17 protein-coding genes and 2 tRNA genes are annotated in these 19,984 nt (G+C 62.5%); 11 read left to right on the forward strand and 8 right to left on the reverse strand.

Going from position 1 to position 19,984, the window contains the following annotated elements:
• Nucleotides 1-1,349: 1,349 nt before the first annotated feature.
• The 8 genes from NNX34_RS05590 to rpmH form a co-directional block, all read right to left on the reverse strand.
• The gene (locus NNX34_RS05590) at nucleotides 1,350-2,792 is read right to left on the reverse strand and encodes a ParB/RepB/Spo0J family partition protein (protein ID WP_255765512.1); all 1,443 of its coding nucleotides are present in this window, start codon (nucleotides 2,790-2,792) and stop codon (nucleotides 1,350-1,352) included.
• 105 nt (nucleotides 2,793-2,897) lie between these two features.
• Nucleotides 2,898-3,785 (reverse strand): ParA family protein, encoded by an 888-nt coding sequence (locus NNX34_RS05595; RefSeq protein ID WP_370646978.1) that lies wholly within the window; start codon nucleotides 3,783-3,785, stop codon nucleotides 2,898-2,900.
• Nucleotides 3,786-4,179: 394 nt separating this feature from the next.
• Complete coding sequence (gene rsmG, locus NNX34_RS05600) at nucleotides 4,180-4,812, reverse strand: 16S rRNA (guanine(527)-N(7))-methyltransferase RsmG (RefSeq protein ID WP_255765513.1); 633 nt, start codon at nucleotides 4,810-4,812, stop codon at nucleotides 4,180-4,182.
• 40 nt (nucleotides 4,813-4,852) lie between these two features.
• Nucleotides 4,853-5,398 (reverse strand): R3H domain-containing nucleic acid-binding protein, encoded by a 546-nt coding sequence (locus tag NNX34_RS05605; protein ID WP_255765514.1) that lies wholly within the window; start codon nucleotides 5,396-5,398, stop codon nucleotides 4,853-4,855.
• Entirely contained in the window at nucleotides 5,395-6,357 is a 963-nt protein-coding gene (gene yidC / locus NNX34_RS05610) for a membrane protein insertase YidC (protein WP_255765515.1), read from the reverse strand. The genes NNX34_RS05605 and yidC overlap by 4 nt, the downstream gene beginning before the upstream one ends.
• Before the next feature lie 9 nt (nucleotides 6,358-6,366).
• A complete protein-coding gene (gene yidD, locus NNX34_RS05615) occupies nucleotides 6,367-6,738 on the reverse strand; it encodes a membrane protein insertion efficiency factor YidD (RefSeq protein WP_255765516.1) in 372 nt (123 codons plus the stop codon).
• A gap of 30 nt (nucleotides 6,739-6,768) precedes the next feature.
• Nucleotides 6,769-7,116, reverse strand: coding sequence for a ribonuclease P protein component (gene rnpA / locus NNX34_RS05620; RefSeq protein ID WP_227920389.1), 348 nt, complete (start codon nucleotides 7,114-7,116; stop codon nucleotides 6,769-6,771).
• A 63-nt stretch (nucleotides 7,117-7,179) separates the two neighbouring features.
• Complete coding sequence (rpmH, locus tag NNX34_RS05625; RefSeq protein ID WP_022892375.1) at nucleotides 7,180-7,317, reverse strand: 50S ribosomal protein L34; 138 nt, start codon at nucleotides 7,315-7,317, stop codon at nucleotides 7,180-7,182.
• Nucleotides 7,318-7,842: 525 nt separating this feature from the next.
• On the opposite strand from rpmH, the gene dnaA reads away from it, so the two are divergent.
• The 11 genes from dnaA (at nucleotide 7,843) to NNX34_RS05680 (ending at nucleotide 19,984) form a co-directional block, all read left to right on the forward strand.
• The gene (gene dnaA, locus NNX34_RS05630; protein WP_146359770.1) at nucleotides 7,843-9,264 is read left to right on the forward strand and encodes a chromosomal replication initiator protein DnaA; all 1,422 of its coding nucleotides are present in this window, start codon (nucleotides 7,843-7,845) and stop codon (nucleotides 9,262-9,264) included.
• Between the two features lie 605 nt (nucleotides 9,265-9,869).
• Entirely contained in the window at nucleotides 9,870-10,994 is a 1,125-nt protein-coding gene (dnaN, locus tag NNX34_RS05635; RefSeq protein WP_227920390.1) for a DNA polymerase III subunit beta, read from the forward strand.
• Between the two features lie 182 nt (nucleotides 10,995-11,176).
• Complete coding sequence (recF, locus tag NNX34_RS05640) at nucleotides 11,177-12,361, forward strand: DNA replication/repair protein RecF (protein WP_255765517.1); 1,185 nt, start codon at nucleotides 11,177-11,179, stop codon at nucleotides 12,359-12,361.
• Between the two features lie 64 nt (nucleotides 12,362-12,425).
• On the forward strand, nucleotides 12,426-12,884 hold the full coding sequence (locus tag NNX34_RS05645) for a DUF721 domain-containing protein (protein ID WP_370647236.1): 459 nt from the start codon (nucleotides 12,426-12,428) through the stop codon (nucleotides 12,882-12,884).
• Between the two features lie 266 nt (nucleotides 12,885-13,150).
• Nucleotides 13,151-15,208 (forward strand): DNA topoisomerase (ATP-hydrolyzing) subunit B, encoded by a 2,058-nt coding sequence (gyrB, locus tag NNX34_RS05650; RefSeq protein ID WP_370647226.1) that lies wholly within the window; start codon nucleotides 13,151-13,153, stop codon nucleotides 15,206-15,208.
• Nucleotides 15,209-15,277: 69 nt separating this feature from the next.
• Nucleotides 15,278-17,932, forward strand: coding sequence for a DNA gyrase subunit A (gyrA, locus tag NNX34_RS05655; protein ID WP_255765519.1), 2,655 nt, complete (start codon nucleotides 15,278-15,280; stop codon nucleotides 17,930-17,932).
• Nucleotides 17,929-18,438, forward strand: coding sequence for a DUF3566 domain-containing protein (locus NNX34_RS05660; RefSeq protein WP_229951273.1), 510 nt, complete (start codon nucleotides 17,929-17,931; stop codon nucleotides 18,436-18,438). The genes gyrA and NNX34_RS05660 overlap by 4 nt, the downstream gene beginning before the upstream one ends.
• A gap of 111 nt (nucleotides 18,439-18,549) precedes the next feature.
• A tRNA-Ile gene (locus tag NNX34_RS05665) sits at nucleotides 18,550-18,623 on the forward strand.
• 45 nt (nucleotides 18,624-18,668) lie between these two features.
• On the forward strand, nucleotides 18,669-18,788 hold the full coding sequence (locus tag NNX34_RS05670) for a DLW-39 family protein (protein ID WP_227920402.1): 120 nt from the start codon (nucleotides 18,669-18,671) through the stop codon (nucleotides 18,786-18,788).
• Between the two features lie 65 nt (nucleotides 18,789-18,853).
• Nucleotides 18,854-18,926: transfer RNA gene (locus tag NNX34_RS05675), tRNA-Ala, on the forward strand.
• 134 nt (nucleotides 18,927-19,060) lie between these two features.
• Nucleotides 19,061-19,984 (forward strand): DMT family transporter, encoded by a 924-nt coding sequence (locus NNX34_RS05680; RefSeq protein WP_255765520.1) that lies wholly within the window; start codon nucleotides 19,061-19,063, stop codon nucleotides 19,982-19,984.

A 19,984-nucleotide genomic window follows, 5' to 3' on the forward strand; every position in this document is an offset into this window, starting at 1 on the left:
GCATGGCTAGCCACACGTCGTGGTTGGCCGCCTTCTACAATGTTTCACGTGAAACCCCGCCCCTATCCTCTATTCGGCGTCACGGGCATACGCCCTATGGCACGTCATGCCAAGCTCCCATGCCGGTGCATGACCGACGCCCTATACGCGTGTTTGGCAGGCAAAGCGCTGATTGCGTTTCCTATCCGGCTTACCGACTGGACGTCCGGGACGTCAGTTCTGGCGGCGGAGAGGTGGTAACCCTTCTGCCTGGACCTGTAAGGAGGCCGATTGCATAGACATTGGAGCTCTGCAAGGACCGTGCAAACTACCATTGCGCGCGGCGTCCACCCGGCTACCGAAGCCGACCGCACGGCCTGATTCGACCCGGTCAGTGGACGAATGGCTTTTCGTGGACTGCAGTACCGGGTGCTGGCTGCAGCCAAGGCATCGTTTCACGTGAAACACCGCCTGCTGTATAGCTGCTCCGGCTTATAGACCCGTCCGGCCCGGCAAGAAGTCTGCCAAACACGGAAGCTAGGCCGACCTGAGGGTGGCCCGCGAAGATTTTTTGGAGCCAAAACTGCACATTACCCGGGCCTCGCCGCTCTAATAATCAACCGCACCATTGGGTGCCGTTGCGACGAACCTCCAAACTGAGCTCAGTGACCCCCAACTTACGTAGAGAGTTGCAGCACCTAACTACGCAAATGGACCGCCGACTACGTCCAGCAAATAGGCGCAGCCTGGTTCCTGCGATACTCGCGGTTTGGCTCCATACGACTCCATCCAGCTCCTTACCTACAACTGGACCGGCATTCAACTACGAGAGGATGCCCCGGACGACCCGCGGCGCAAAGGTAGTTGCAGGGTCCGGATGCCGGACGTACCGACGCAGCGGGAGGTAGGTTTCACGTGAAACGTCGACTCACTCGGTCCGAGCGGCAACGAGTGCGGTAATCACGTCAGCGAGCAGGCACCCGGAGTGAGGACACCTGAACGAGTCTTACGTGTTTCACGTGAAACACGTAAGCCCAGACTGTAGGACGGCGCGCGAAATACGACAGAAGGGGCATGCCGTCTTGTTTCGCTACCCGGTACGGACAGCTCCGGGGCGGACAGGCCCCACAGGCAGCGGGTTTAGGCCTCACGCACCTGGTGCAGGTTACAGCCGACAGTGGCGGGGGTACCGCTCATCCGGCCCTTTGTTGGTTTGCTCAGCTGGCCCGCGGTTGCGGGTGCATTCCTGCGGCCAGCCTTCGCGCCGGCTGGTTATCCCGCACCCTACCCACCCAGGTGTGCCCGGAAAGCCGAAAGGGCCGGTGTTCACGTGAAACACCGGCCCTTAGGGAAGCTCGCCGAGCTTGGAGCTACTCTCCGGGTGTGGAGAGGACGCCCATAATCCGGTTCAGGTCATCCACGCTAGCGAATTCGATGCTGACCTTGCCCTTTCGTGCTCCAAGGGTGATCTTGACGTTCGTGTCCAGGCGGTCAGCCAGAGACGTTGCCAGGTAGTCCAGCCGTTCGTGGCGTGCACCGATCTTCGGCTTGGAAGTCTTCGCCGGCTTCCGCAGGCCGTCGGCCAGCGACACGATCTCTTCGGTGGCACGAACGGAAAGGCCCTCCGCCACGATTTTCTGGGCCAGCTTTTCCATCTCCGCCGGGTCACCCAGCCCGAGCAACGCGCGTGCGTGCCCCGCTGACAGAACTCCAGCCGCCAGCCGGCGCTGAACCAACGGCGGAAGCTTCATCAACCGCAAGGTGTTGGTTACCTGCGGACGTGAGCGTCCGATGCGGTCTGCGAGTTCTTCGTGGGAGCAGCCGAAGTCGTCCAGAAGCTGCTGGTAAGCCGCAGCTTCTTCCAACGGGTTCAGCTGGCTCCGGTGCAGGTTCTCCAGGAGGGCGTCGCGGAGGAGATCGACATCCTGTGTGGAGCGGATGATAGCCGGCACCGAGGATAGTCCAGCTTCGCGCGATGCACGCCAGCGACGTTCACCCATAACAAGCTCATAGGGGTGTTCCGCATCCTCCTCGAGCGAGGGGCGAACAACAATCGGCTGCAGCACGCCGATTTCCCTAATGGAATGCACCAGTTCGGCCATGTCGTCTTCATCGAAGACGGACCGCGGCTGCTTACGGTTCGGGTGGATGGAATCAATGGGAAGCTCGGCGAACGTCGCGCCGGGAACCTGGACCAGGCCATCCTCACCACTGTAATCCGGGGACGATGTTTCACGGGAAACATCCGCTTCCACCGGGGCAGCAGCTGCCTGCTTCGACGCTTTCGGGGCGGCCTCCGCGGGGACCGGCAGCGAAGCAGGTGCCGACTGCACGTCTTCTGCGGCGGTCTCAGGACTTTCGGGATCCTTGGCCTTCGCCGCCACCTCCACAGCCCCCTGAGAGGCCTTGGAAGCCCGCTTGGTGCCCTTGCTTCCGGAAGCCTGGGCGGAAGCCGGGGTGGTCCCAGCATCCGTCCCTACAGACGTGGCGTCATCGGGTTTGGCAGCGGGGACAGGGCTGGGCACTTCCGGCTCCACACCTTTGTCGGTACGGACTCCCGAACGGGCCGCAGAGCTGCGCGTTGTTGACTTCTTTGCCGGACCGCGAAGCGCTTCCTTATTGATCCCCGCGCCCTTACGCGGACCCGTACCACCGAACTGTGAGCGGGACTCATCGGCTGCGGCGAAGAACAAATCAGCCGGACGTCCCTGAGTAACGGTTCCCTGGCTCGAGTTTTCTGTCTCCGCAGGTTCCGCACTGCTAGGAATCAAAGCTCCCAGACCGCGGCCTAAACCCCGACGCTTCTCGGCCATGGGTAAGTCCTTCCCTTATGCCCGCACTTCAAGCGGCACGGATTGATTGTGAGAGTATTCTATGGCGCGGAGCCAAGCTGGCAGCCGAACCCCGCCGGGGTGTCACTAGGCGCGCTGGGCTATCTCGGCTGCCGCTTCCAAATAGGACAGCGCACCCGTTGAAGACGGGTCATAGGTCATGACCGTCTGCTGGTAGCTGGGAGCCTCCGAAACGCGCACGGAGCGCGGCACGACGGCGCGCAGGACCTGCTCCGGGAAGTGCTCGCGCACCTCGGCGGCGACTTGTGCGGCAAGGTTCGTTCTACCGTCGTACATGGTCAGCAGAATGGTGGAGACAACCAGATCGGCGTTCAAATGCTTCTGGATCATTTCGATGTTCTTCAGCAGCTGGCTGAGGCCCTCGAGCGCGTAGTACTCGCACTGGATTGGGATCAGGACTTCCCTTGCCGCGACAAAGGCATTGACGGTGAGGAGGCCAAGGCTCGGCGGGCAGTCGATGAATATGTAATCCAGACGCTCCAGGCCCTGCTTTTCCCGTTCGGCCGCGTAGACGTTAATGGCGCGGCTCAAACGCTGTTCACGCGCAACCAGCGATACCAGTTCGATCTCCGCCCCGGCGAGGTGGATCGTGGCCGGAGCGCAGATGAGGTTACTGATGTCCGGGCACTGCGCAACCACATTTGCCAGCGGCAGGTCATCAATCAGCACGTCGTAGATGCTCTCCACGTCAGCACGGTGGTCGATTCCCAGGGCCGTTGATGCGTTTCCCTGCGGATCGATGTCGATAACCAGGACGTTCTGGCCGGCAGTCGCCAGAGCAGCAGCAAGGTTGACCGTGGTGGTCGTTTTTCCCACCCCGCCCTTCTGGTTGCTCACCGTCATGATGCGCGTCTGGGGAGGCCGCGGCAGAACGCGTCCGCGGAGCTTCTCCCGACGCCGGTTTTCACTAGCCAGTTCCCGCGCCAGCGGGGTGCTCTCGTCCATCAAATCCATAACGTCTTCCGAGGTCGCCACAGCAGCGGCTTCTTCGGATACACCACCTTCGATAGCTCGGGGGGCCTGCACGAGTGCGGCACTGCTTTCAGTCTTGGCGGGTTCCAGCGGCTTGGCGGGTTCCAGCGGCTCGGCCGGCACCGTTTCACGTGAAACGGCGGCCGGCTTCTCCACAACCAATTGGGGTTGCTTTCTACCGAATGAGGCGGACAGGGCAGAACCGAGTGCGGCGAAGGGAGGAATTCGTTTTGCGGCAGAATCACGCGCACTCACCTGGTCATGCTCACTTTCCAACATAAAGCGTTAAGGCATTAGTTCATCTAGACTATCCGCTTCGCGGCCATTCCCCGGGACCGGCATGGGTGTGTGCATGAAAGCTGAGGTGTCGGGCTTCTCACCCTACGGAGATGCGTACCACCGTGGTGGGTTCTTCAAGTACATCCGCCCCTACGGTCAGCACTGCGGTATCCCGTCCGCCCAGCTTGCGAATTGCTTTCGCGGCTTTCTGCACTTCTTCTTCAGCGCTGCGGCCCTTGATGGCCAGCACCTGCCCCCTGCCATGCAGCAGGGGTACTGTCAGTCCGGCCAATCCGCCGAGGGCCGAAACGGCCCGGGCGGTGGCCACATCCACATTTACCTCGTCGACTACCTGTTCGGCACGGCCGCGGATTACGCGGACGTTGTCGAGTCCAAGATCCGTAACGACTTCGTTCAGCCATATGACCCGCCGTTCAAGGGGCTCTATGAGCGTCATGGACAGGTCAGGCCGGGCAATGGCCAGGCACAACCCGGGCAGCCCGGCACCGCTGCCGACATCCGCGACGGCGGCATTCACAGGGATCAGCTCGGCCACCACGGCGCAGTTCAGGACGTGCCTGCTCCATAGCCGCGGAACTTCCCGCGGGCCGAGGAGTCCCCGTTCCATGCCCGACGTCGCGAGGTGCTCTACGTATCTTTGCGCCAGATCCAGGCGGTCACCGAAGATCTTCCGGGCGGCGTCCAGTTCTGCGGGAGTTGTTTCAACCACTTACTTCATATTCCTTGTCTGCACTGCCGGGCGGGGATAACTAGGAAGCAGGCAGGGAAACGACGATGTGGCGGTCCGCGCCTTCACCCTCGGATTCACTGACCAGGCCAAGCTCGGCCACGGCGTCGTGAACAATCTTGCGCTCATAGGCGCTCATGGGAACGAGCGCCACTTCCTGCCCGGTTTCCTTGGCACGCTTGGCTGCGTCCTCAGCTATGGACTGCAGCTGGCCGCCGCGTTCTTCACGGTAGCCAACGATGTCCAGGACCAAGCGGGAGCGGTTTTCCGTTGCTGTCAGCACCGACAGCCGCGTGAGTTCCTGCAATGCCTCAAGCACTTCGCCATCGCGTCCCACGAGTGCCTGAAGAGCGGCGTCGTCGCCTTCCTCGGACACTACGGAGATATACGTCCGGCCGTTTCGGACCTCAATGTCGATATCCCCGTCGATGTCGGCGATATCCAGGAGCTCTTCCAGGTAGTCGGCGGCTACGTCGCCTTCTTCCTCGAGCCTCCCGGTGCGCGCCTGAACAGGTTCCTCGGCTTCTTCCAGGGGAACTACGGGGTCGTCAATGTGCTCAGTGCTCATTTCCTTTTCCTGTTCTTCCGCGCGGGCTGGACGCGCTGGCCCTTGGGTGCCGCGGGGACCTCGACCGGTGCCTCGCCCTTCTTCTCTCCGAGGAGCGGCGCCATCGGCAGGCCCTTGCGGGCACGGCGCTCGGCGAGGGCCTTTGCCGCCGGCGAGCCGGGGGTAGGCATCCGCCGGATGACGAAGAACTGCTGTCCCATGGTCCACAGGTTGGTGGTGGTCCAGTAGATGAGCACACCGATGGGGAAGTTGATGCCGCCGACGCCAAAGACGATGGGCAGTACGTAGAGCATCATCTTCTGCTGGCGCATGAACGGGCTGGCAAGTGCCTCTTCGGACATGTTCTTGGACATGATCTGCTTCTGCGTAATGAACTGCGAAGCGGTCATCGCCAGGATCATGATGATCGAGAGCACTACAACCGAGAAGTGGCCTTCGTCGCCGAAACCGTGCAGGAGCGAGGAGGACAGCGGGGCACCGAAGATGGTGGCCTCGTCAAACTGCTGGATGGCGCTGTGCGACAGCGCGCCCTGGCCCTTGCCCTCGGCATTCGAGGTGGAGATCCCGTTCAGCACCTGGAACAGGGCAAAGAAGAACGGCATCTGCACGAGCATGGGCAGGCAGGCAGCAAACGGGTTGGTGCCGTGCTTCTTGTACAGGGCCATCTGCTCCTGCGTCATTGCCTGACGCGAAAGCTGGTCGGTCTTGCCCTTGTACTTCTGCTGCAGCTTGCGCAGGTCCGGCTGCAGGGACTGCATGCCGCGCTGCGCCTTGATCTGCTTGACGAAGACCGGAATCAACGCGGCACGGATCACGATCACCAAGCCGATGATGGACAACGTCCAGGTCCACCCGGATGCGGCATCCATCCCGAGGAAAACGAATCCCTCGTGGAAGACCCACATGATCCATGACACTACCCACTTAAAGGGGAACAGTATCGTCTCGAAGAAACCCATTTACTCTCCTCAGGCCGCCGAGCGGCTGTCTTCGTCAGCTGGAATCACGGGGTGATTCAGCACAATGATCCTCGGGACCTTCTTTGAGTCCCAAATCCGGTGTCCATCAGGTACGTGGTCCACGCCGCCGCCGTTCCAAGGATGGCAGCGGATAAGCCGTCGGAAAGCCAGCCAGGAACCCTTGACGGCTCCGTGGACGGTGACTGCTTCGAGGGCATAGGCGGAACACGATGGGAAAAATCGGCAGACCTGCCCGTAGAGGGGGGAAACGGTCTTCCGGTACGCCATCAGCAGGCCGATGAGGAGCATGCGCGGGAGGTTCCATAAAAAACGGGCAACAACAATCAAGGCCCTCAACGGAATAGATCCGGAGTCCCTCATCGCTGGCTCATCCTTCCTCACCTGGCATGTCTAAAGCTGCGAAAGTTTGGCTATGCAGGCGTTCAAAGCGCTGTGGTAGTCGGCACTCAGTACCGGCCACGACGCCGACGCGGAAGCAGGCAGGGCCCGCACCACTACGTCAAACCCGGTGGGGTGAAGAGCGAGGCTCTGCGCTGCCGCTTCCCTCAGTCTTCTCTTAACGAGGTTGCGTGTCACCGCGTTCCCGACGGATTTGGCCACTATAAAGCCTATGCGGCTCGGCTGGTCACCCGTAGGAAGCGCATATAGCACTACGTTCCGGCGCCCACTGCGGGCACCGGAACGTACAGTACGAGAAAAATCTGCCGATGCCCTTACCCGGTTCCGCACGGCCAGCATTATGACCACCTGGAATCCGGAGTAAAGCTGCTAAGAGGCAGCATCGACAAACTTTGAGGTTATTTAGGCCGACAGTTCGGTACGGCCCTTGCCACGGCGTGCGGAAAGGATGGCACGGCCGGCACGGGTACGCATGCGAAGGCGGAAGCCGTGCTTCTTGGCACGACGGCGGTTATTCGGCTGAAAAGTCCGCTTGCTCACGGTAGTTACTCCAAGACAATCTTGAGTCGCGCCGGCACTTGTTGCGACAAGGGGGAAGAACAAGCGGCGCTTTTTTCATGTGTCTGTCTGTACTCGCCCGGACCTGGACCCTGATTTCCAGAACCCCTGCAGGGCATGTGTGAGTACAGATAGCAGACACAAAGGACTACTCAACGTTAGGTGAGACGGGGGCACCAGTCAAACCGGGCTCAGCCCCGGAGTAATCCACAGCCCGCAACGGACTGTGGATACCCTGTGGATAGTCCGCACATCCGGTTGTGCACCCAGATTTTTCAACAGCTGTGGACAACTGCTGTGGGTATCCTGCGTCCATAGGTCCTGTGAGAGAGCCAACAGGCCCTTGTGCAGGCGGATTTCCAGCTACCACCAAGGGAAATCATCCTCTAGGCTTGGCGACGGGTACTTTATCCACTATCTGTGCATAACTCTGTGGATGAAGTGCCGGGATCCCCACCGGGATCCCGAGTTTTCTTAGACAGCCGCAGGGCGTCATGAGAGGTTTTTGTGGGTACGGACGAAATCAACGATGTTGGCAGCTCTTGGCGCAAGGTCATTCGGACTCTGGAGACCGATGACAGGGTCACTCCCCGACAGCGTGGATTCGTGGTGCTTGCGCAGGCCCAGGGCCTGATCGGTACGACCCTTCTGGTAGCCGTTCCCAACGAACTGACCCGTGAAGTGCTGCAGACGCAGCTGAAGAACATCCTCGATGAAGTCCTGCGCGGCGTTTTCCAGGCCGATATCCAGTGTGCGTTCGTCATCGACTCGGACCTCACTCCCGTGGCTGAAGCCGAACCGGAACCCGAAGAGCAGCCGGCGGCCCCCAGCCCCGTACCCTCCGGCGAAAGCGGTGCTCCTTCCCCGACGCCGCCGAGCACCAGCCAGGAATTCGGCCGCCTCAACCCCAAGTACGTCTTCGAGACCTTCGTTATCGGTTCGTCCAACCGGTTTGCCCATGCAGCGGCCGTAGCCGTGGCCGAAGCGCCGGCGAAGGCCTACAACCCCTTGTTCATCTATGGGGACTCCGGGTTGGGCAAGACCCACCTCCTTCACGCCATCGGGCATTATGCACGTCACTTGTACACCGGGATCCGCGTCCGCTACGTGAATTCGGAAGAGTTCACGAACGACTTCATCAACTCCATCCGCTATGACGAAGGCGCCAGCTTCAAACAGCTGTACCGCAACGTGGACATCCTGCTGATTGATGACATTCAGTTCCTGGCCAACAAGGACGCCACCCAGGAAGAGTTCTTCCACACCTTCAATGCCCTCCACAACCACAACAAGCAGGTTGTGATCACCTCCGACCTGCCGCCCAAGCAGCTTTCCGGTTTCGAGGAACGGATGCGGTCGCGGTTTGAGTGGGGCCTGTTGACGGATGTGCAGCCGCCGGAACTTGAAACCCGTATCGCCATCCTGCGGAAGAAGGCCATCGGCGACAGCCTGAGCGCTCCGGATGACGTCCTGGAATACATCGCGTCCAAGATCTCCACCAACATCCGGGAGCTTGAAGGCGCACTGATCCGCGTGACCGCCTTCGCCAGCCTGAACCGGCAGCAGGTAGACGTGGGCCTGGCCGAAATCGTCCTTAAGGACCTGATTACCGACGACGGCGCCCAGGAAATTACTGCCGCATCCATTCTTGGGCAGACGGCAGCCTATTTCCAGATCAGCCTTGAGGAACTCTGCAGCAAGTCCCGGACCCGGACCCTGGTCACCGCACGGCAGATCGCCATGTACCTGTGCCGCGAGCTGACCGACATGTCCCTGCCGAAGATCGGCCAGGAACTTGGCGGCCGCGACCACACCACTGTGATCCACGCGGACCGGAAAATCCGCGAGCTGATGGCCGAACGCCGGGCCATCTACAACCAGGTCACCGAACTGACCAACAGGATCAAACAGCAGCAGCGCGAGGCCTGAGCCAGTAGGACGGCAGGGCCCCGCAGGGGCCCAAAATTAACATTTGTGGACAAGGGTGTGGATAACCCGGTGGACAACCCGTAGTTACGCACACTTCCCTGTGGATACGCGGAATCCTAAAAAAGTTTCCAACAGGCCCGGACTCGGACGCTGCAGCGAGTCCACAGGTTATCAACAGGCTTAAACAGCCGGGATGCCCCGGTGCGGGGGGTTATCCACAGTATCCACAGGAGTTATTAACACTACGGATCTTAAGAAATTCGGTTCCACCAAATAACAACTATGCTTCCGGCACACTCCAAACCCTCCGAGATGACTACCAAAAAACCTCTCTGACGAGAGGGGCCGCCACCTCGAACGGTCCCCATCCGTTCCCCTGGCCGGACAGAACCCGGTGCAGCACACCGGCGGACGGGGCTAAGCTGTCACAGAGTATGGTTGTCATTCGCATGTAAACGAGTACGGTCCGTCCATGGCTACATCCTTGGGATCTGCACGGACTGGACCGGTCCACGGATGCTTCCGCGATTTACACACAGCTCAAGACGAGTTCAAGACAAGATCAGTTGTACTGAGAAGTACGTTGCGAAAGGCGGCACCCTTCAGTGAAGTTTCGAGTTGAGCGGGATGTCCTGGCCGAGGCCGTCACGTGGACAGCACGTTCCCTGTCCCCGCGCCCGCCCGTTCCGGTCCTTTCGGGGCTGCTTATCAAGGCTGAAAACGGTTCGCTGAGTCTTGCCAGCTTCGATTACGAGATTTCCGCGCGGCTCCAGATTCCCGCCGATGTGAGCGAAGAAGGAACCATTCTGGTCTCCGGCCGCCTGTTGGCCGAGATCTGCCGCAGCCTTCCGTCTGCTCCGGTGGAAGTGGAGACTGACGGGGCCAAGGTCACGCTGACCTGCCGCAACAGCCGGTTCAACCTGGCAACCATGCCTGAAGCCGAATACCCGGAACTGCCGGCGCTGCCCGAGGTGAGCGGCGTCGTCGACGGCGATGCCTTCGCCCAAGCCGTCTCCCAGGTCATCATTGCCGCCAGCCGCGATGACACCCTGCCCATCCTCACCGGTGTACGCATGGAAATCGAAGATGACCTCATCACCTTCCTGGCAACCGACCGGTACCGCCTGGCCCTGCGCGAATTGTCCTGGAAGCCCGCAACTCCGGGGATTTCCACCAGTGCACTGGTGAAAGCCAAGACGCTCAACGAGGTGGCCAAGACCCTTGGCGGGGCAGGCGACCTCAACATCGCCCTGTCGGATGACAGCGAACTCATTGGTTTTGAAAGCGGCGGACGGCGCACCACGTCGCTTCTGGTTGACGGCGATTACCCCAAAATCCGTTCCCTGTTCCCCGAAAACACGCCGATTCACGCCACTGTAGAGACCTCCGCACTGGTCGAAGCCGTACGCCGCGTGTCCCTGGTTGCCGAACGCAACACCCCTGTCCGCCTTGCCTTCACGGACGGTCAGCTCTCCCTGGATGCCGGCACCGGCGAAGACGCCCAGGCATCGGAAGCACTGGAAGCGGCACTCGTAGGCGACGACATCACGGTTGCCTTCAACCCGCATTACCTAAGCGAAGGCCTCGGCGCGTTCCCGAGCAAGTACGTCCGCTTCTCCTTCACGACGCCGCCCAAACCGGCCGTGATTTCAGCCCAGGAAGAACTCAACGGGGACGACCAGGCAGATTACCGTTACCTGCTGATGCCGGTTCGCCTGCCGAACCAGTAGGACGCCGCCGCTTGGCCGCCGGACCAGCTGCATTGCGATCCGGCAGCGGCGGAGGACGGCGCAAAAATTCGTCGTAACAATGCCGATGTAACACAATTTGACAAAGGCATGTCGAGCGGCGGCGGATCCGCTGCCGGAACGGTCGGCGGCAGGCTCGACGGACAGGAAAGGACCAGGAACCCATGTACGTTGACCACCTGTCCCTTACCGGTTACCGCAGCTATCCGCAGCTGGACATCCGGCTCGAGCCGGGCGTCACGGTGTTTGTCGGCCCCAACGGCACGGGTAAAACCAATATTGTCGAGGCAATCGGCTATCTGGCCACACTGTCTTCACACCGGGTAAGCACTGATGCCCCCTTGGTGAATTTCGACGCCGACCAGGCGCTGATCAGGGCCCGTTTGGTGCGCGGTTCCCAGGCCACGGGCGTGGAGCTGGAACTGAACCCCGGCCGCGGCAACCGGGCCCGCATCAACCGGGCCAACCCGGTCCGGGCCCGGGACATCCTGGGCTTGTGCCGGACGGTGCTCTTCGCACCTGAAGACCTGGCGCTGGTCAAGGGTGATCCCGGCAGCCGCCGGCGATTCCTGGATGAGTTGATTGTTGCCCTGGTACCGCGCCATGCGGCAACCCGCTCGGACTACGACCGCGTGCTGAAGCAGCGGAACGCCCTGCTGAAATCAGCACGGGCCGCGGGCCGCTTCACCTCTGCCCACGAGGCAACACTGGACGTCTGGGACCAGCACATGGCTGTAGCCGGCGCCGAGCTTGTGGCCGCTCGGCTCGAGGCGCTCCAACGCCTGCAGCCGCACCTGCAGGCGGCATATCGAGACCTCACCGACGGTTCAAAGGCTGCCCGGGCGGTCTATCGGTCCACACTGCAGGGAACCGTCAACGACGACGGCGCCGTGGAGGGTTCCCAGGATCCGGACGAGTTGTATTCCTTGACGGTCCCGGAACTCACCGAGCGGTTCCTGCAGGCATTCGCCGCCAACCGCCGGCGCGAGCTGGACCGCGGGATTTCCCTGGTGGGTCCGCACCGGGACGAACTGGAGCTGGTCCTCGGAAAGGCGCCCGCCAAGGGGTACGCCTCCCACGGGGAAACCTGGTCCTTCGCACTGTCCCTTCGCCTGGGGTCGTACTACCTGCTGACCAGCGACGATCCCACCCCCGGTGCCGGGCCGATCCTGATCCTGGACGACGTGTTTGCGGAGCTGGATGTGCAGCGCCGGCAGCGGCTCGCCGGAATTGTCGCTGGAGCCGAGCAGGTGCTGGTGACTGCGGCTGTTGGCGACGACATTCCGGAATCACTGGCAGGACGGGTCATCAACGTGATCCCGGGAGGCGTCAGTGTGCCCGTCTCCTGATCCCGTTCCCCCCGGCGAGGATCCCGGGGAACGGCCCGATGCGGCGCGGGAGCAATTGAACCGCATGCGCCAGGCAGCCCTTGCCCGCGGGAACCAACGCACCCCGGCCACCCGTCGCAAGACCGGCAGAGGCAAGCAGGCGCCCTTTGTTCCCGGAGAGTATGTCGGGCGGGACCCGCAGGGCCTGGGCAATGTCTTCACCCGGTTCGTGAATGAACGCGGCTGGAACTCTCCCGTCGCCGTCGGATCGGTGATTTCCCGCTGGGAGGAGCTGGTGGGAAGCGAGGTCAGCGCCCACTGCAAGCCGGAGTCGTTCCAGGACACCACGGTGCAGGTTCGGTGTGACTCGACGGCCTGGGCCACCCAGCTCCGGCTCCTCAGGGACACCCTGATTGCCCGGTTCGACGCTGAACTCGGTTCCGGCGTCGTCACCAAGATCGAGGTCATCGGTCCGGCGGCGCCCAACTGGCGCAAGGGTCTGCGCAGCGTCAAGGGGCGGGGCCCCCGGGATACCTACGGGTAAGCCGGACGGCCTGGCATCCGGAGCCTCGGTGCGGCAGGGACCGAAAATCCCGCCCGTACAGGAGCCGGTTAGGGGCCGGAGAACCCCCTTGCTGGTATCCGCCCCTATCCGGGCGGCTCCAATTCGCTTCAAAGCATCATTAGTGGCCTGCCAGAGGGTGTTTTGGACAGGTTTGTCCCTTGCGGCGCGGTAGAATTGAGAGTGGAGATGCCTGTCCGCTGGGGAGGCTTCAATTCTGACGAACACAAGAGGAGTCGACAGCACCTGTGGCTAACGACAATGAGATGGACAACTCAGAGGTAACACCAGAGGACCACGCAGTGCCGGAAAAGGCCACCCCCGTGGAATACGGCGCGAATGAAATCACGGTTCTGGAAGGCCTTGAGGCAGTCCGAAAGCGCCCGGGCATGTACATCGGTTCCACGGGCCCCCGCGGCCTGCACCACCTGGTGTACGAAGTGGTCGATAACTCCGTCGATGAGGCTCTGGCCGGCTACTGCGACCACATCGAGGTGGTCCTGCAGGCCGACGGCGGCGTGCGCGTCACGGACAACGGCCGCGGCATTCCCGTGGACATGCACCCCACCGAAGGCATCCCCACCGTCCAGGTTGTTATGACCATCCTGCACGCCGGCGGCAAGTTCGGCGGCGGCGGTTACGCAGTGTCCGGCGGCCTTCACGGCGTTGGTATCTCCGTGGTCAATGCGCTCTCCGAACGGGTGGAAACTGAAGTACGCCGGCAGGGGTTTGTCTGGAAGCAGAGCTTCGCGAACGGCGGCCACCCCGTCGGCGAACTGCGCCAGGGCGAAGAAACCAGCGAAACCGGCACTACCCAGACGTTCTACCCGGATCCGGACATCTTCGAGACCACCGAGTTCGACTTTGAAACCCTGCGTGCCCGCTTCCAGCAGATGGCCTTCCTGAACAAGGGCCTGCGCATCCGGCTCACGGATGAGCGGACGCTGGAAGAGGAAACCGAGGAAATCGCCGAGGCCACTGACAAGGATGCGGCTCCGAAGCACCGCACGGTGGACTACCTCTACGCTGACGGGCTGCTGGACTACGTCAAGTACCTGAACTCCGCGAAGAAGGTCGAAGTTGTCCACGATGATGTGATCGCCTTCGAAACCGAGGACTCGGACAAGAAGATGGCCGTGGAAATGGCCATGCAGTGGACCACCGCCTACTCCGAGAGCGTCCACACCTACGCCAACACGATCAACACGCATGAGGGCGGAACGCACGAAGAAGGCTTCCGTGCCGCCATGACGTCCCTGATCAACCGGTACGCCCGCGAGAAGAACATCATCAAGGAAAAGGATGACAACCTCACCGGCGATGACATCCGCGAAGGGCTGACCGCCGTTATCTCGGTTAAGCTCGCCGAACCGCAGTTCGAAGGCCAGACGAAGACCAAGCTGGGCAACTCCGAGGTCAAGGGCTTTGTCCAGCGGGTGGTCACCGACCAGCTCGGTGACTGGCTCGAGCGCAACCCGGGCCCGGCCCGCGACGTCATCCGCAAGTCCATCCAGGCCTCCCAGGCCCGCCTCGCGGCCCGCAAGGCCCGTGAATCCACGCGCCGCAAGGGCCTGCTGGAATCCGGCGGCATGCCCGGCAAGCTGAAGGACTGCTCCTCCAAGGATCCGTCGAAGTCGGAAATCTACATTGTGGAGGGCGACTCCGCAGGCGGTTCGGCAGTCCGCGGCCGCAACCCCGAAACACAGGCCATCCTGCCGCTGCGCGGCAAGATCCTGAACGTGGAACGTGCCCGATTGGACCGCGCCCTCAGCAACGCCGAAGTCCAGGCCATGATCACCGCATTCGGTGCGGGCATCGGCGAGGACTTCGACGTCGAGAAGGCCCGGTACCACAAGATCGTGCTGATGGCCGATGCCGACGTCGACGGCCAGCACATCACCACCCTGCTGCTGACGCTGCTCTTCCGCTACATGCGTCCGTTGATTGAAAACGGCTACGTGTACCTGGCCCAGCCGCCGCTGTACCGGATCAAATGGTCCAACCACGCCCACGACTATGTCTACAGCGACCGGGAGCGGGACGAAGTCATCGCCCGCGGCCTGGCCAACAACCAGCGCCTGCCGAAGGACAACGGCATCCAGCGCTACAAGGGCCTGGGCGAGATGGACTACACCGAACTCTGGGACACCACCATGGACCCCGACCACCGCACGCTGCTGCAGGTCACCATGGATGACGCGGCGGCCGTGGACCAGGTCTTCTCCGTGCTGATGGGCGAAGACGTCGAGTCCCGCCGCAGCTTCATCCAGCAGAACGCCAAGGACGTGCGCTTCCTGGACATCTAGCGGATTCAGTGCCGGCGACTGGCTGCCGGAGAGCATGGACTTTAGCGACTTAGAAACGGAAGCAGAACTATGAGTGATGAGACTCCCGAGGTAACCGGGGAAGAGACTCCCCTCGCCGGGACCGCACTGACAGACCGGGTTGAGCAGATCGACCTGCAGACCGAGATGCAGCGCTCCTACCTTGACTACGCCATGGCGGTCATTGTGGGACGCGCCCTTCCCGATGTGCGGGACGGCTTGAAGCCCGTGCACCGCCGCGTGCTGTACGCAATGTTCGACGGCGGCTACCGCCCGGACCGCTCCTTCAACAAGTGCGCCCGCGTGGTCGGCGAGGTCATGGGCCAGTACCACCCGCACGGCGACTCGGCGATCTACGACGCCCTGGTCCGCCTGATCCAGGACTGGACCATGCGCTACCCGCTGGCCCTGGGCCAGGGCAACTTCGGTTCCCCGGGTAACGACGGCGCCGCAGCCCCCCGTTACACGGAAACCAAGATGGCTCCGCTGGCCATGGAGATGGTCCGCGACATCGACGAGGAAACCGTCGATTTCCAGGACAACTATGACGGCCGCAACCAGGAACCGACCATCCTGCCCTCCCGGTTCCCGAACCTGCTGGTCAACGGTTCCTCCGGCATTGCCGTGGGCATGGCCACCAATATCCCGCCGCACAACCTGCGGGAAGTTGTCGACGGCGTCCAGTGGTACCTGCAGAACCCCGATGCCCCGAATGATGAGCTGCTCGAAGAGCTGATCCGCCGGGTCAAGGGCCCCGACTTCCCGACCGGCGCCCAGATTCTTGGACACAAGGGCATCGAGGATGCCTACCGCACCGGCCGCGGCTCCATCACCATGCGTGCCGTGGTCAATGTCGAGGAACTCCAGGGCCGCACCTGCCTGGTGGTCACCGAGCTGCCTTACCAGGCCAACCCGGACAACCTGGCAGTCAAGATCGCCGAACTGGTCAAGGACGGCAAGATCACCGGCATCGCCGACATGCGCGACGAAACCTCCGGCCGCACCGGCCAGCGCCTGGTGATTGTGCTCAAGCGCGACGCCGTTGCCAAGGTGGTCCTGAACAACCTGTACAAGCACACCCAGCTGCAGGACAACTTCGGTGCCAACATGCTGGCCATCGTGGACGGCGTACCCCGCACCCTGAGCCTGGACGCGTTCATCCGGCACTGGGTCACCCACCAGCTCGAAGTCATTGTCCGCCGCACCCGGTACCGGCTGCGCAAGGCCGAGGAAGCCGCACACATCCTGCGCGGCCTGCTCAAGGCCCTGGACGCCCTGGACGAGGTCATTGCGCTGATCCGCCGCTCCTCCACCGTTGAGGACGCCCGGAACGGCCTGATGGGCCTGCTGGAAATCGACGAGATCCAGTCCCAGGCCATCCTGGACATGCAGCTGCGCCGCCTCGCTGCCCTGGAACGCCAGAAGATCCAGGACCAGCATGCCAAGCTCGAAGCGGAAATCGCCGAGTACAACGTCATCCTGGCCTCCGACGAGCGCCAGCGGCAGATTGTCAGCGAGGAACTGCAGGAAATCGCCGACAAGTACGGCGATGACCGGCGCACGCACATCCTCATGGGCTATGACGGCGACATGAGCATGGAAGACCTCATTCCCGAAGAGGAAATGGTGGTCACCATCACCCGCGGCGGCTACGTCAAGCGCACCCGCAGCGACAACTACCGTCAGCAGGCCCGCGGCGGCAAGGGCATCAAGGGCGCCCAGCTGCGCGGGGACGACGTCGTCGAGCACTTCTTCGTCACCACCACGCACCACTGGCTGCTGTTCTTCACCAACCTGGGCCGGGTCTACCGGGCCAAGGCCTATGAACTGACCGAAGCAGGCCGGGATGCCAAGGGCCAGCACGTGGCCAACCTCCTGGCCTTCCAGCCCGAAGAGCACATCGCCCAGGTCCTGGCGCTGCCGGACTACGACGCCGCTCCGTACCTGGTGCTTGCCACCAAGCGCGGACTGGTCAAGAAGACCCGGCTGGCGGATTACGACACCAACCGGTCCGCCGGCGTCATCGCCATCAACCTGCGCGACGGCGACGAGCTGGTCTCGGCCCAGCTGGTTTCCGAAACGGATGACCTGATGCTCGTCTCCCGCATGGGCCAGTCGCTGCGCTTCACCGCCACCGACGACGCCCTGCGCCCGATGGGACGGGCCACGTCCGGCGTTACGGGCATGAAGTTCCGGGAAGACGACGAACTCCTGGCGGCCGACGTCGTCACCGAGGATTCCTTTGTCTTCACAGTGACCGAAGGCGGCTACGCCAAGCGCACGAGCTCGGACGAATACCGTGTCCAGGGCCGCGGCGGCCTCGGCATCAAGGTCGGCAAGCTCGCTGAGGAACGCGGCCACCTGGTCGGCGCCATGGTGGTCCAGGAAGAGGACGAAGTACTGGTGGTCATGCAGGGCGGCAAGGTAGTCCGTTCCTCTGTCACCGGCGTGCCGTCCAAGGGACGAGACACGATGGGCGTTATCTTCGCCAAGCCGGACAAAAATGACCGGATCATCGCTGTTGCCCGGAACTCCGAGCGCGACCTCGCCATCGAAGAGGACGCCGAAGCGGCGGACGGAACTGCGGCGGCTCCGGCAGCGGCCGGTTCGGAACCTGTGGAGCCCGCAGGCGATGAAGTACCGTTGTCTACAGACGAAACGGCTGCGCCCGATGCACAGTCAGCACAAGATGGAGGTAGCGAGTGAGCTCGACCAACCCAAGCCCCAGGTCGTCCTCGGGCGGCGGGCCGCGGGTGAAAACCCCCGCCCGCCCCGCCCAGCGTCCTGGAGGGGGTCAGAGCACCTCGGGTAACCGCCAGCCGCTGGTGAAGCCGGCGCCCAAGGCCAAGGCCCGCAAGGCCCGGCTGCTGGTCAGCAAGATTGACCCCTGGTCCGTCCTGAAGATGGCATTCCTGCTTTCGGTGGCACTCGGCGTCGTCACCGTGGTGGCTGCCATCGTGCTGTGGACCGTACTGGACCTGACCGGGATCTTTGACCGCGTCAACACCCTGCTGGGCGAGATTGCCGGCAGCGAGTCCGGCGGTTTCGACCTCCGTGACTTTGCCTCGCTGGGACAGGTGGTTTCCTTTGCGACCATCATCGCAGTGGTGAACGTCCTGTTGCTGACGGCACTGTCGATGCTCGCGGCCGTGTTGTACAACATCGCCTCCACCCTGGTGGGCGGCATTGGCGTGACACTGACGGACGACTAGCGTTTTCCGGTTCCGGAGGAGCTCAAACAGCGCCTCCGGAACCGGAAAACCACTCGATTTGGCGCCGGGCCGAAGGTACGGTAAAGTCATATCTCGGCCCGAAGAGGTTCGGGGCGTATAGCTCAGGCGGTTAGAGCGCTTCGCTGATAACGAAGAGGTCCCAGGTTCAAGTCCTGGTACGCCCACGGAACACCTTGCAAAAGGTGGACCACAACGGCAAGGAGGATTCCGTGAAGAAGTTGCTGGCAGTAACGGCAGCTGCGGCTGCGGGAGTCTTTGCTTTCAAGAAGTGGCAGGAAACTGCCGCTGAGAAAGCCGTTTGGAAGGAATCGACCGATAAGGTCGACTAAAACCAAATAGCTTTCTGGTCATAACCTGAGGCAACAGTAGGTTATACTGGATAAGTTCTCATTTCGGGGGCATGGCGCAATTGGTAGCGCACCTGCTTTGCAAGCAGGGGGTTCGGGGTTCGAGTCCCCGTGCCTCCACCGAATACAGAAGGTCCCCGCTTTTAGGAGCGGGGACCTTCTGCGTTTAACCCGTCAGGAATGCCCGCCTCAGCGCCGGGATCCTTCCCCGCCGCGGCGCCGGGGCAGCGCGGTTCCTGCACTAGTGTTGGCCTGTGAATATTTTCCTCGCGGTGGTAGGAGTGCTGGGCGTCTCCGCCTCCGGGCCCATTATGGCCGCTACCGCGGCTCCAGCCCTGGCCATCGCTTTCTGGCGCAATGCCATCGGCGCGGTGCTGATGGGTACACCGGCGGTGTTGGGCCGGCGTCGGGAATTCGGACAGCTCACTGCCCGGGACTACAAGTGGACCGCTATTGCCGCTGTGGCGCTGGCGCTGCACTTCGCCTGCTTCATCACGTCGCTGCAATTGACGTCTGTTGCGGCTGCCACGGCGCTGGTATGCCTGCAGGCAGGCTGGATCGCGTTGTTCAATGTGCTGAGGGGCATCCGGGTTCCGCCCGTGGTCCTCGCGGGACTCGCAGCCGCATTTGCAGGCGTGCTGGTGATTTCCGGGTTCGATCTGGGTTTGTCCCGGGAGGCCCTCATCGGCGACGTACTCGCCGTGGCCGGAGGCGCCCTGGCGGGCGTGTACACGATTGCCGGCGGGAAGGCCCGGGAATCCATGTCTACGGGCACCTATACAACCCTCTGCTACGGCGCCTGCGCGGTGCTCCTGCTGGCCCTGTGCGCAGCCTTCCGGCAGCCTATCGTCGGCTTCCCGCCGGCGGCCTGGATAGGGATCCTCGGAGTAACCGTGGTGGCTCAGATCCTGGGCCATACCGTGTTTAATCACCTGCTGGCCGTGATCAGTCCGTTGGTCGTGTCAATGATCATCCTGCTGGAGATCCCGGGAGCGGCCATCCTGGCGGCCGTCTTCCTCCACGAACAGCTTCCCGCCGGTACTTACGCGGGGCTGGCACTGATTTTGGTCGGACTGACGGTGGTTGTGGCCGGCCAGGGCAGGCTCCGCCGACGAACCGGGGCAAATGCCCGTCCGGCACCTCCCGCCCCGCCGGCCCTGGGCGGGGACCAGCTCTAG

Source organism: Arthrobacter sp. zg-Y1116 (assembly GCF_024385485.1).
Classification (GTDB): Bacteria; Actinomycetota; Actinomycetes; order Actinomycetales; family Micrococcaceae; genus Arthrobacter_B.